Below are 12,332 nucleotides of genomic sequence, written 5' to 3' on the forward strand. Positions count from 1 at the left end.
AAACTTCTATTTAAGTAGTTTTAATTATGATACAATAAAATCGCATTTGTAATCAATAGGAGGACTGAAATGGAAACAGATATTACGATTCTTGATTTTAAGAATGAAGCACAATCATGGGAAGAATTAAAAAAAATTAACTGCGATGAAATGGGATTACATATATTGTGTCCAAAGAGCGTATTTAAAGTAATAAAAATTAAAAAAATTAGAACAAAAGCAGCAAATATATTGAAGCAAACTTTTTTAGGAAAAGGAGGAGATGTTGCTGTCTCACGTAAAACGGTTGATCTTAGTGCAGAATATACAGATGTAATCATTTTTGCAACATTAAAACAATATAAAGTTGCTTTAGCACAGCTAAAAGTTCAACCTTGGGGATTAGCAAAACTTGCGCAGCAAATTGAGAATATTTTAATGAAAAGCAAAGCTTTACCTTATCGGAATTATCAATGGTCAGATCGCGCTTTAGAAATTAATGATACAAATAGTTTAGTTATGGGGATTTTGAATGTAACGCCGGATTCTTTTTCTGATGGTGGAAGATTTAATCGAAAAGAAAGTGCAAAGGAAAGAGTAATCGCTTTGCAAGAGGCGGGGGCTGATATTATTGATATTGGGGCGGAATCTACACGACCATATGGAGGCGCGGAAAAAGTTACGGAAAAAGAGGAATTAGAAAGATTATTGCCAATATTAGAATATATAAATCCCTATTGTAAAGTTCCAATTTCAGTTGATACATATAAGGCGAATGTTGCTGAAGCTGCTTTAAAATGTGGAGCGCACATGATTAATGATATTTGGGGATTGCAACAAGATGAAAAGATGGCGCAAGTTGCTGCAAAGTATAATGTGCCAGTTGTTGTTATGCATAATCATGTTGATATGCAATATCCAGATGGTATTATGTATCATATGCGAAGTTTTTTTGAAAGAAGTATCGCAATTGGATTAGAAAATGGCTTAAAGAAAGAAAATATTATTATTGATCCGGGAATTGGGTTTGCAAAAAATTTTCAACAGAATATGTATGTGATGAATCACTTAGAAGATCTACAGCTGATGGATTGCCCAGTCCTTCTTGCAACCTCGCGTAAACGGTTTATTGGTGAAGTTTTGGATTTGCCAGTAGAGGAACGTGTAGAAGGGACCATTGCTACAGCTGCATTAGGAAGACAAAAAGGGGTGCAAATTCATCGAGTGCATGATGTAAAGGAAGTAAAACGAACTTTAAAAATGTTAGATGCAATGATGAGGAGTGGCAGAGATGAATAAGATTTTAATTGACAATGTAATGTTTTATGGATTCCACGGGGTATATGAATATGAGCGGGAGCAAGGACAAAAATTTTACTATGATATAGAAATGTACTGTAATGATATTACAGCTGCTCAGACGGATGATTTAACAAAAGGTGTTGATTACATCCATGTATATCAATTGGTGAAAGATATTGCAGAAAATAAGCGTTTTCAATTATTAGAAGCGTTAACTATGCATATGGCAGATAAAATTTTAGAAGCCTGTCCAGTTGTAGCAAAGGCAGTTGTCAGAGTCCGTAAATATGGGGTACCTATTGCAGGACCGATAAATTTTGTTCAAGTAGAATCAATTCGGGATCGCAAAGCAGAATGATTTTTTTAGGTCTTGGATCGAATATAGGAAATCGTAAGCAAAATCTTATGCGAGCAATTGAATTATTAAATCAGCATAATGATATTATAGTAAGGAAAATTTCATCAATTTATGAAACTGAACCATATGGAGTAAAAGAGCAGGATGATTTTTTAAATGCAGTGATAGTAGTTGAAACGAAGCTTTTTCCGGAAGAATTATTAGATGTTTGCTTAACAATTGAAAGTCGAATGGGGAGGACGAGAGAATTGCGTTGGGGGCCAAGAGTTATTGATATTGATTTGCTTTCATATAATAATGAAGCAATGCATACAGAACGGTTGACACTACCCCATCCCTTTTTTGCTTTGCGAAAATTTGTTTTAGTACCCATGGCAGAGATTGCAGGAGATTTTATAGTTTCAGATGGAATGACTGTGAAAAATTTGCTAATGCAGTGCCCAGATAGTAGTAATGTTACGCTCTATTTTGGATAGAATATTCTTAAAAGTAGATTAAGGAGAGCGTACGCAATATGAAACGAATCATGATTTTGAGTGCTTCTATTGGGGCTGGTCATGTAAAAGCGGCACAAGCAATTCATGAAAGCTTAAATGATTTAGATGATATTTATATTGTTGAATATGATGTACTTACTTTTATTCCTGAGATTTGTAAAAATTTTCTTTTGGGTTTATATTTATATAGTTTAAAATCATTCCCTCAAGTGTATGATCAAGCATATGCTTGGGGGAATGATAATAAGTGGGCATTGTATGGAAAAAAATTGTTGAATCAAGTATTTTCAAAAAAATTACTACATTATATTCGTGATTATTCACCGGACTGCATTATTGCTACACATGCGATACCAGCAGGATTTGTCAGTTATTTAAAAGAAGAGAAGTATATAGAGTTAATGAGCGCCACGGTGATTACGGATTTTGCTGTACATCGGTTATGTTTTAATCAAAATACTGATTTGTTTTTTATTGCACATGAAGGATTAGTTTCAAATAAAGTATTTGATAATTTTTCGATGGAAAAAGTATATACTACAGGAATTCCAGTTAGGCAATCTTTTCTTGAACAGGTAGAGAAAAAGAAGATTTACAAGGATTTAAATTTTGTGGAGGATAAACCGACAATTTTGATTATGGGGGGCGGCGCTGGACTTTTGCCAATGGAAAAAATTTTGAGGGAATTTGAAATGATTGATATTCCGTTACAAGTGATTGCTGTTGCGGGCAATAATAATATCTTGTATAATAAGCTGCAATGCGTCAAATCAAGTTGCCATGATATTAAAACGTTTAAGTTTGTTCAATCTATTCACCAGTTTATGTCTATTTCTGATTTAATGATTACAAAAGCTGGGGGAGTTACAATTGCAGAAGCTTTATGTAAAGGCCTTCCAATGTTAATCTATCGCCCTTTCCCAGGGCAAGAAAATTATAATGCGAAATTTATTGAAACTGCAGAGGTTGGATATATTATAAAAGATATTAATAAAATAAGTAGTTTTATTAAATTTTTGTTGGCAAATAATGCTGCGAGATTAAAAGAACTGCGGGAAAATTCCCAGGCTATAGCAAAGCCGAATGCAGCAAAACATATCATAGAGTGTATTTTTCAGAATTTTTCATAGTTTTTTATTGGTTTCGTTGTATTATAATATTCCTATGTGCTATAATTACCCATATTCTATACTTCGTACTTTTTAGATTCTATATGGGCGGTGTAGATATTGGAAAAGATTTTTTTAGCAGCATTACAAATGACTCCGGGAATTGGTAATGCTAAATTACGGAGTTTAATTGAGTACTTTGGCAGTGCGAAAAATGTTTGGCAGACGGACAATAGTGATATTGTAGCAAGCAAATGTCTTACTCAATCAGACTGTGAATGTTTATTTTCTCAGAGGAAAAAACTGGACGTTGTCGAAGGTTTAGCGGAAAAATGGGAAAAACAAGAGATTAAATTATGTAGTTATTTTGAAGAATCCTATCCAAGTCAGTTAAAAGAAATTTTTCATCCACCTATGCTCTTATATTATCGAGGCAATTTTACTTGTAATGAGAACAATATTGCGATTGTTGGTGCACGAAAAGCGTCACCTTATGGGAAAAATGTTGCTGAAAGTTTAGCGAAAGATTTAGCAAAAGCAGGCGTTACTATAATTAGTGGGGCGGCACGAGGGATTGATACAGCATCACATCGAGGTGCTTTAGATGCTAAAGGAAAAACGATTGCGGTATTAGGATGTGGAGTAGATATTGTTTATCCAGCAGAAAATCGCAGTCTATTTTGTGAGATTGTAGATAAAGGTGGTGCAATTGTATCAGAATTTGCACCAGGGACAGCACCACTGGCAAAAAATTTTCCGGCTCGTAACCGAATTATTAGTGGACTATCTAATGGGGTTGTAGTGGTTGAAGCAGCTGTAAAAAGCGGGTCTTTGATTACAGCGGAATTCGCTTTAAGCGAAGGGCGTGATGTTTTTGCTGTTCCAGGAAGTGTTTTTTCACCTTTAAGTGGTGGTTGTCATACTTTAATTAAACAGGGTGCAAAATTAATTGAAGATGCGAAAGATATTTTAAATGAGTATACGATACAATATAGATTAAAAAAAGAAGATGTATTGCAATTGTCCGAAGAGGAAAAATTGGTTTATCAAACGCTTAGCGAGGATAGGCCTTTAACGATAGAAGACATTATTTTAAGAACACGAAGTAGTGCTTCGCATATTGCTTTCGTGATATTGCAATTAGAGTTGCGCGGCTTAGTAAAAGAATGTGCGCCGCATTGTTATGTTCGGACCGTTGAGGAGGGCGTTTTGTGAGTAAAGTATTAGTGGTTGTAGAATCTCCGGCAAAAGCAAAGACAATTGAAAAATATTTAGGAAAAAATTATGTTGTTAAAGCTTCAATGGGGCATTTACGTGACTTGCCAAAAAGTCAATTTGGGATAGATGTTGAAAATAATTTTAGTCCTAAGTATATTAATATTCGAGGTAAAGGAGATCTAATCAAATCGCTGAAAAGTGCAGCGAAAAGCGCTGATAAAGTATTTCTTGCATCTGACCCAGACCGTGAAGGGGAAGCTATTGCATGGCATTTAGCGCATATTTTAAATGTTGACGAAGATGAAAAGTGCCGTATTGTATTTAATGAGATAACAAAACCTGCGATTCAAAACGCTGTAAAGTCACCACGACCGATTAATATAGATCGAGTCGATGCACAACAGGCACGGAGAATGTTAGATAGAATTGTCGGATATAAATTGAGTCCTTTGTTGTGGAGAAAAGTTCGTAAAGGATTGAGCGCTGGTAGGGTTCAGTCTGTAACGGTAAAATTGATTTGTGATCGAGAAAAAGAAATCCAAAGTTTTATTTCTGAAGAGTATTGGACAATTGATACGAAACTACGTGAAAAAGTAAAAAGCCCGATGTTTGATGCGGAATTAATTACCATTGACGGAGAAAAGTTGGCGGTAAATAATGAAAAGGTAGCAACTGAGATTTGCGATGATTTAGAAAAGCAAACATTCGTTGTAAAGGAAGTAAAGAAGCGCCAAAGACAACGAAAAGCATTGCCACCCTTTATTACGAGTAGTTTACAGCAAGATGCATCACGAAAACTTGGTTTTACATCAAGAAAAACGATGATGTTAGCGCAACAACTTTATGAAGGGTTAGAGCTGGGGCGCAAAGGGCCAGTGGGTTTGATTACTTATATGCGTACGGATTCTACACGCGTATCTGATCTCGCACAGCAAGAGGTACGAGATTATGTGAATGCAGAATTTAGTGCAGAATACTTGCCAGAAAAACCCCCTGTATATTCTACAAAGAAATCACAGGATGCGCATGAAGCAATTCGTCCGACAAGTATAATCTATACGCCGGATAGCATTGAAAAATACCTATCAAAAGATCAATACAAATTGTATCGCTTAATTTGGGAGCGTTTTGTTGCCAGTCAAATGGCACCAGCGATTTACGATACATTAACAATTCAAATTTCAGCAGGAAAATATGGTCTAAAAGCAACAGGATCACAGCTAAAATTTCCGGGTTTTAGAGCGGTATATATAGAATCGAAAGAGCAAGATAAAGATGTTACTTTGCCAGAGTTAGCGATAGATCAAGTAATAAAATTGCAAAAGGTTTTACCTAAACAGCACTTTACTGAGCCACCTCCGCGCTATAATGAGGCATCTTTAGTAAAAACGCTTGAGGAAAAAGGAATTGGTAGACCTAGTACTTATTCACCTATTATTGAAACAATTTTAGGAAGAGGCTATGTTGTCCGCGTAGATAAGAAGTTTGAACCGACAGAACTTGGTTTTGTCGTTGTAGATATGCTGAAAGAGTATTTTGAAACAATTGTTGATGCGGAATTTACTGCAGGGTTAGAAAATCAGTTAGATGAGATTGCAGAAGGAAAAATTGATAAAAATCAATTGTTAGAAGAATTTTATGAGCCATTTGCGAAAACGCTTGAGCATGCTGAAGAAGCAATTGGGCATGTCGAACTTCCAGAGGAAATTTCAGACATTCCATGTGAGCATTGTGGCAGAATGATGGTTGTAAAGCAAGGACGGTATGGAAAATTTTTAGCATGTCCTGGTTTTCCTGAGTGTAGAAATACAAAACCTTTATTAAAAGATACAGGGGTTATTTGTACAAAATGTGGAGGGGCAATTGTTGAACGGCGTAGTAAACGCGGAAAGCATTTTTATGGGTGTAAAAACTATCCGGAATGCGACTTTGTTAGCTGGGATATGCCGTTAAAAGAAAACTGTGAAGTTTGTGGTGCTTTTATGTTAAAGCACAATTATAAAAATGGTCGATTTATTACTTATTGTAGTAATGAAGAGTGTACATCAAGAATAGATCATCCGATTAATAAAGAGCTAGAAAAAAATAAAAAGAAAACGCAAGAACAAGCTGAGAAAAAAGAAAATGCAGATGTAGCCTTAGATAATTCAAAAAAATCAGGAAAAACAAAGACGACGCAGAAAAAGTCAACGAAAAAGACATCGCGTAAGAAAGCGGAGGAAAAGTAGTGGCGAAGGTAATTATAATTGGTGCGGGTCTAGCTGGCAGTGAGGCTGCTTGGCAGATTGCACAAAGAGGCATAGATGTAGATTTATATGAAATGAGACCTAAGGTTTCTACTCCAGCACATCATACGGAGAATTTTGCTGAATTGGTTTGTAGCAATTCTTTACGTGGGGCAGGTCTCGAAAATGCAGTGGGTTTGCTAAAAGAAGAAATGCGTCAAATGGATTCTTTAATCATGGAAGCTGCTGATGCCAACAGAGTGCCTGCTGGTGGTGCTTTGGCTGTTGATCGTGAAGGTTTTAGTAAATATATTACAGAAAAGATCATAAACCATCCGCGTATCAATATAATAAATGAGGAAGTAAAACAGATAATTGAAACGGATTCTCCAATGATTATTGCTAGTGGTCCGCTTACTTCCGATTTGCTGTCAAAAGAAATTGCTAAATTAACAGGGCAAGAATACTTGTATTTTTATGATGCAGCTGCACCGATTGTTGTTTATGAATCTTTGAATATGGATAGAGCTTATAAAGCCTCTAGATATGGAAAAGGTGATGCGGACTATATCAATTGTCCAATGAATAAAGAAGAATATGAGCTTTTTTGGAATGAGCTTGTCAATGCTGAAAGAACAGCGACGAAAGATTTTGAAAAAGCGATTTTTTTTGAAGGATGTATGCCTGTTGAAGAGATGGCAAGTCGCGGCATAGATACGCTTCGTTATGGCCCGTTGAAACCAGTTGGGTTAGAGCATCCAGTAACAGGCGAAAAACCTTATGCCGTAGTGCAGCTAAGGCAGGATAATTATGCAGCAAGTTTATATAATATCGTTGGATTTCAAACTCATTTAAAATGGCCAGAGCAAAAAAGAGTATTTGGGTTGATTCCGGGTTTGGATACAGCGGAGTTTGTGCGGTATGGTGTAATGCATCGTAATACGTTTATTAATTCTCCAATGGTGTTAAGTCCTACCTTACAATTAAAATCTAACGCAAAAATTTTCTTTGCTGGACAGATGACAGGGGTCGAAGGATATATTGAGTCAGCATCAGGTGGTTTGATAGCAGGAATTAATGCGGCGCGTTTGGTGGAAGAAAAGGAACCAGTTGTTTTCCCAGAGGATACAGCACATGGCGCATTATGCCATTATATTACACAGGCGGAAAGTAAAAAATTTCAACCGATGAATGTGAATTTTGGATTGTTACCACCGCTGGGTGAAAGAATTCGTGATAAAAAGGAAAAAAATCGTACAATTGCAATGCGGGCATTAGCAAGTTTGCAGAAATTTAAAGATAGTTTAGAATAAATCGTACTGGGGGCGAAAATATGTTTCATGCAACAACGATTGTAGCGGTTAAACATAAAGGAAAAACTGCAATTGCTGGAGATGGTCAAGTAACATTTGGCGGCAATACAGTAATGAAGCATAATGCAAAAAAAGTAAGAAGATTGTATCATGGTAAAGTTTTAGCTGGGTTTGCTGGTTCAGTAGCAGATGCTTTTACTTTGTTTTCTAAGTTTGAGACTAAATTAGAAGAATTTAATGGGAATTTGATGCGCGCAGCTGTGGAGCTTGCTAAAGACTGGCGTACAGATCGTGTACTCAGAAAATTAGAAGCTTTGCTTATCGTATTAGATAGTGAAAAAATGTTTATCTTATCAGGAAATGGTGAAGTAATAGAACCAGATGATGGTGTAACAGCAATTGGTTCAGGTGGGGCTTATGCGCTTGCGGCCGCACGGGGGATGGTAAAACATTCTGAGCTAACAGCGTCTGAAATAGCACGTGAGGCTTTAGAAATAGCGGCTGATATTTGTGTGTTTACAAATCACCATATTACTGTGGAAGAGTTAGAATAGGAGGGAGTATTTTGAACGAGCAAACACCTAAACAAATAGTTCAAGAATTAGATAAATATATTATTGGTCAAGCACAGGCGAAGAAATCCGTAGCTATTGCACTTAGAAATCGTTGGCGTAGCAAACAATTATCGGAAGATTTGAAAGATGAAATTATTCCTAAAAATATATTAATGATCGGATCAACTGGTGTTGGTAAAACAGAAATCGCCAGAAGACTTGCTAAGCTTGTACATGCTCCTTTTGTAAAAGTTGAAGCAACTAAGTTCACAGAAGTTGGGTATGTAGGACGAGATGTTGAATCAATGATTCGCGATTTGGCGGAAACCGCAATTCGAATGGTGAAGCAAGAAAGGATGTTAGAAGTAAATGATCGTGCGAAATCTTTAGCGGAAGAAAGAATTGTTGATTATTTTATTCCAACACAGAAGAAAGAAATGCGAAATCCATTAGAGGCTTTATTTAGTGCAAAAACGGTTGAACAGCCAGAGGCAGAAGCGGAGGAAAAACCACAATATCAAGCGGGAAAAGATTGGTTTAGAAAAAGATTAGCCTCTGGTGAAATGGAAGAAGAATTGATTGAAATTACGGTAGAAGATAATGGTGGTCCTATGGTTGGGATGTTTGCTGGATCTGGTATTGAGGAAATGGGAAATAACATTCAAGATATGATTAGCAATATACTGCCAAAGAAACCAAAAAAACGTAAGGTCACAGTCGCGAATGCGAGAAAGATTTTTACTCAAGAAGAAGCACAGAAGCTTATTGACATGGATGAAGTGATTTCTGCGGGGACAAAATTAGCAGAAGATAGCGGTATTATATTTTTAGATGAAATCGATAAAGTTGCAGGAAGAAGTAATTCTTCAGGCCCGGATGTTTCTCGTGAAGGAGTTCAAAGAGACATTCTTCCAATCGTAGAAGGATCTACGGTGGTTACAAAATATGGACCAATAAAAACCGATCATATACTTTTTATTGCTGCGGGTGCGTTTCATGTATCTAAACCTTCGGATTTAATCCCCGAATTACAAGGGCGTTTTCCAATTCGTGTAGAGTTAACGAACTTGTCAAAAGAGAACTTTAAACAAATTCTTACTGAACCTGCAAATGCATTGTTAAAGCAATATCGTTCGTTATTGGCAACTGAGGGCGTAAAAATTGAATTTACTGAAGATGCTATTGATGAATTGGCGCAGATTGCATGTGATGTAAATGAGCAGACAGAAAATATTGGAGCGAGACGTCTTCATACGATTTTGGAAAAATTGTTAGAAGATTTAGCTTTTGAAGCACCTGATTTAGAAATAAAAGATATAGAAATAAATCGTGCTTATGTACAATCAAAATTATCACATATTGTTGTAAATCAAGACTTAAGTCACTTTATTTTATAATAATAAAGAAATTTTATTATTTTAGTACAATTATTTTAATTATCGTGTTAAAATATATAATATGGTGTAGGATTGCGCCATATTATATATTTTTTTTTTGGAAAGGAAGGCTGTTTTGTGACTTCATTATTGGAACGTACGCGCAAAATTAATAAATTATTACAAAAATCGGAAAATGTGGAATATAGCGAAATATCTAAAGTTCTTAGTAGTGTAATCGGTGCTAATATATATATTGTAAGTAAAATTGGAGAAATCTTTGGACATGCTTTTATTGATGATTTTGAATGTGAGTTAATGATTGATAAAGTTGTTATGCAAGGTGCGTTCCCAAAACATTATGTAAATTGGCTTTTAAATATAGAAGAAACTTCATCTAATTTGAAATTAAAAAGTGGAATTTGTGCATTTAGTCAAGACACTGAATGCATTTTCCATGGAAAGAACACTACAATTGTACCGATTTATGGCGTTGGTGAACGAATAGGAACATTGATCATTGCTAAATTTGACGAAGAGTTTACAGATGAAGATTTAGTTTTAGCTGAGTATGGGGCAACTGTTGTTGGAATGGAAATGCTTAGAGACCGTACACAAAAGATTGAAAGTGAAGCAAGAAAAAAGGCCACAGTACAGATTGCTTTGGCAACGCTTTCTTATTCGGAAGTTGAAGCTGCAATCAACATTCTAGGTGAACTTGATGGAGATGAAGGACTTCTAGTTGCTAGCAAGATAGCGGATAGAGTAGGAATTACCCGTTCAGTTATTGTCAATGCTTTACGAAAATTTGAAAGTGCCGGTGTTATTGAATCAAAGTCATTGGGAATGAAAGGTACTTATATAAAAGTGCTAAATGAGTACTTGTTAGAAGAAATTGAAAAATTGAAAAATTGAAAGGTAAATGCAATTCCCAAATATAAAATCTCGTACTGTTTACAGCACGGGATTTTGGTAGTTTTAGGACAATCTTAGGACAATTCGACTATCTTCTACTTTTGGATAAATATTTTAATTGTTTTTCGAAGGAATTTTATAGAAAAGTGTAGAAACATAGTCGTAGAAATGAAAAATAATGTAGAAATATATGATATGTGAATTGCAATGGATTGCTTCATTTTATGATATGGAGGGATAAAATGTTAGAACAAATTGTTGGGTCGTCGATGGTAAACTCTTTAAGTGGAGCCTTAGGCGCGGCGGAGTTAAGACATAAAGTGATAAGTAATAATATTGCAAATGTAAATACGCCTCATTTTAAAAAAAGTGTTGTCGATTTCGAAGAGTTGTTAGCGAAAGAATTGCAACCAGATACAAATAAATTAGCGTTAACAAAAACAAATGCTAAACATCTGCCTCTATCGAAAAGCGGCGGAGTATCTCCTGAAATTAGAACAATAAATAATACGACAATGCGGACTGATGGAAATAATGTTGACATTGATGAAGAAATGGCTGGACTTGCAAAAAATAATATTTATTATAATGCTGTGGCTAGACAAATCGGAAGTTACTTCAATACAATGAAGTCAATTGCCTCAGGTCAAAAATAAGATAAAGACAAGCTTGTTTTGAATTGAGATAAGGAGAGGTTAAAATGGGAATGTTTGATGCGATTGATTCTGCAGCATCGGGACTTACAGCTGAAAGGTTACGAATGGATGTTATCTCAAATAACTTGGCAAATGTAAATACAACGAGAACTCCAGAAGGTGGAGCATATAAGCGAAAATTAGTTGTATTTGAACCGAGAGCTCAACAAGGCCTGTCTTTTGCAAAGACATTGTCAGGTGAAATGCAACAGTCAGGTGAAGGTGTGCGAGCGGTAGGGATTATTTCAGATGATACGCCGGGAAATACAATTTATGACCCAAATCATCCTGATGCGAATAAAGATGGATATGTTGAAATGCCAAATGTAAATGTTGTAAATGAAATGGTTGATATGATTACAGCATCAAGGGCCTATGAAGCAAATGTTACTGCGGTAAATACGGCTAAAAGTATGGCGATGAAAGCGTTGGATATTGGAAAATAACAAGGTAGGTGCAATTTATGCAAGTTGAAAAATTACAGTTAACGCCAGTTAGAAGTAGTGCGATAAATAATATAAATCAAGCTGCGGAGGTAGAGGGGAAAAGCTTCGGAGACTTTTTTAAGGAATCGTTAAATGAAGTGAATGATTTGCAATTAAAAAGTCGTGATGCATCTATTAATTTAGCGGCTGGAAAAGTGAATGATATATCGCAAGTTGTAATTGCAGGTGAAAAAGCAGGAGTTGCTTTACAGTTAACTATGCAGATACGTAATAAGGTAGTAGAAGCATATCAAGAAGTTATGCGTATGCAAGTGTGATTATAATTTTTAGTATCTGTGTTTAGGC

General features: G+C 35.7%; 13 protein-coding genes. All 13 read left to right on the plus strand.

From position 1 onward, the window contains the following. Positions 1–69: 69 nt before the first annotated feature. Positions 70–1,278 carry a dihydropteroate synthase gene (gene folP / locus ACWZFG_RS01655; protein ID WP_147667984.1) on the plus strand — a complete coding sequence of 403 codons (1,209 nt, stop codon included), beginning with the start codon at positions 70–72 and terminating at the stop codon, positions 1,276–1,278. Then, positions 1,271–1,639 (plus strand): dihydroneopterin aldolase, encoded by a 369-nt coding sequence (folB, locus tag ACWZFG_RS01660; protein ID WP_147667986.1) that lies wholly within the window; start codon positions 1,271–1,273, stop codon positions 1,637–1,639. Before folP ends, folB begins: the two co-directional genes overlap by 8 nt. Further along, positions 1,636–2,115, plus strand: coding sequence for a 2-amino-4-hydroxy-6-hydroxymethyldihydropteridine diphosphokinase (folK, locus tag ACWZFG_RS01665; RefSeq protein ID WP_177505363.1), 480 nt, complete (start codon positions 1,636–1,638; stop codon positions 2,113–2,115). Before folB ends, folK begins: the two co-directional genes overlap by 4 nt. 38 nt (positions 2,116–2,153) lie before the next feature. Beyond that, a complete protein-coding gene (locus tag ACWZFG_RS01670) occupies positions 2,154–3,266 on the plus strand; it encodes an MGDG synthase family glycosyltransferase (protein WP_177505364.1) in 1,113 nt (370 codons plus the stop codon). Between the two features lie 99 nt (positions 3,267–3,365). After that, positions 3,366–4,460, plus strand: coding sequence for a DNA-processing protein DprA (dprA, locus tag ACWZFG_RS01675; protein WP_455576945.1), 1,095 nt, complete (start codon positions 3,366–3,368; stop codon positions 4,458–4,460). Continuing rightward, complete coding sequence (gene topA / locus ACWZFG_RS01680) at positions 4,457–6,691, plus strand: type I DNA topoisomerase (RefSeq protein ID WP_177505366.1); 2,235 nt, start codon at positions 4,457–4,459, stop codon at positions 6,689–6,691. Before dprA ends, topA begins: the two co-directional genes overlap by 4 nt. Continuing rightward, positions 6,691–8,001 (plus strand): methylenetetrahydrofolate--tRNA-(uracil(54)-C(5))-methyltransferase (FADH(2)-oxidizing) TrmFO, encoded by a 1,311-nt coding sequence (gene trmFO / locus ACWZFG_RS01685; protein ID WP_177505367.1) that lies wholly within the window; start codon positions 6,691–6,693, stop codon positions 7,999–8,001. The genes topA and trmFO overlap by 1 nt, the downstream gene beginning before the upstream one ends. A 20-nt stretch (positions 8,002–8,021) precedes the next feature. Then, the gene (gene hslV / locus ACWZFG_RS01690; RefSeq protein ID WP_177505368.1) at positions 8,022–8,555 is read left to right on the plus strand and encodes an ATP-dependent protease subunit HslV; all 534 of its coding nucleotides are present in this window, start codon (positions 8,022–8,024) and stop codon (positions 8,553–8,555) included. 11 nt (positions 8,556–8,566) lie between these two features. After that, positions 8,567–9,952 carry an ATP-dependent protease ATPase subunit HslU gene (gene hslU, locus ACWZFG_RS01695; RefSeq protein WP_147668000.1) on the plus strand — a complete coding sequence of 462 codons (1,386 nt, stop codon included), beginning with the start codon at positions 8,567–8,569 and terminating at the stop codon, positions 9,950–9,952. A 117-nt stretch (positions 9,953–10,069) separates the two neighbouring features. Continuing rightward, the gene (codY, locus tag ACWZFG_RS01700) at positions 10,070–10,846 is read left to right on the plus strand and encodes a GTP-sensing pleiotropic transcriptional regulator CodY (protein WP_147668002.1); all 777 of its coding nucleotides are present in this window, start codon (positions 10,070–10,072) and stop codon (positions 10,844–10,846) included. A 242-nt stretch (positions 10,847–11,088) separates the two neighbouring features. Further along, positions 11,089–11,502, plus strand: a complete 414-nt coding sequence (gene flgB / locus ACWZFG_RS01705) for a flagellar basal body rod protein FlgB (RefSeq protein WP_147668004.1) — start codon at positions 11,089–11,091, stop codon at positions 11,500–11,502. 44 nt (positions 11,503–11,546) lie between these two features. After that, positions 11,547–11,987, plus strand: a complete 441-nt coding sequence (gene flgC / locus ACWZFG_RS01710; protein WP_177505369.1) for a flagellar basal body rod protein FlgC — start codon at positions 11,547–11,549, stop codon at positions 11,985–11,987. Between the two features lie 17 nt (positions 11,988–12,004). Continuing rightward, complete coding sequence (fliE, locus tag ACWZFG_RS01715; protein WP_177505370.1) at positions 12,005–12,304, plus strand: flagellar hook-basal body complex protein FliE; 300 nt, start codon at positions 12,005–12,007, stop codon at positions 12,302–12,304. Positions 12,305–12,332 lie beyond the last annotated feature (28 nt).

This window comes from Anaerosinus sp., assembly GCF_965318445.1.

Bases quoted from the DNA above. Each gene is read 5' to 3' on its own strand.
- folP (WP_147667984.1), top strand. From the start codon at position 70: ATGGAAACAGATATTACGATTCTTGATTTTAAGAATGAAGCACAATCA.
- folK (WP_177505363.1), top strand. From the start codon at position 1,636: ATGATTTTTTTAGGTCTTGGATCGAATATAGGAAATCGTAAGCAAAAT.
- fliE (WP_177505370.1), top strand. From the start codon at position 12,005: ATGCAAGTTGAAAAATTACAGTTAACGCCAGTTAGAAGTAGTGCGATA.
- flgB (WP_147668004.1), top strand. From the start codon at position 11,089: ATGTTAGAACAAATTGTTGGGTCGTCGATGGTAAACTCTTTAAGTGGA.
- flgC (WP_177505369.1), top strand. From the start codon at position 11,547: ATGGGAATGTTTGATGCGATTGATTCTGCAGCATCGGGACTTACAGCT.
- hslV (WP_177505368.1), top strand. From the start codon at position 8,022: ATGTTTCATGCAACAACGATTGTAGCGGTTAAACATAAAGGAAAAACT.
- ACWZFG_RS01670 (WP_177505364.1), top strand. From the start codon at position 2,154: ATGAAACGAATCATGATTTTGAGTGCTTCTATTGGGGCTGGTCATGTA.
- folB (WP_147667986.1), top strand. From the start codon at position 1,271: ATGAATAAGATTTTAATTGACAATGTAATGTTTTATGGATTCCACGGG.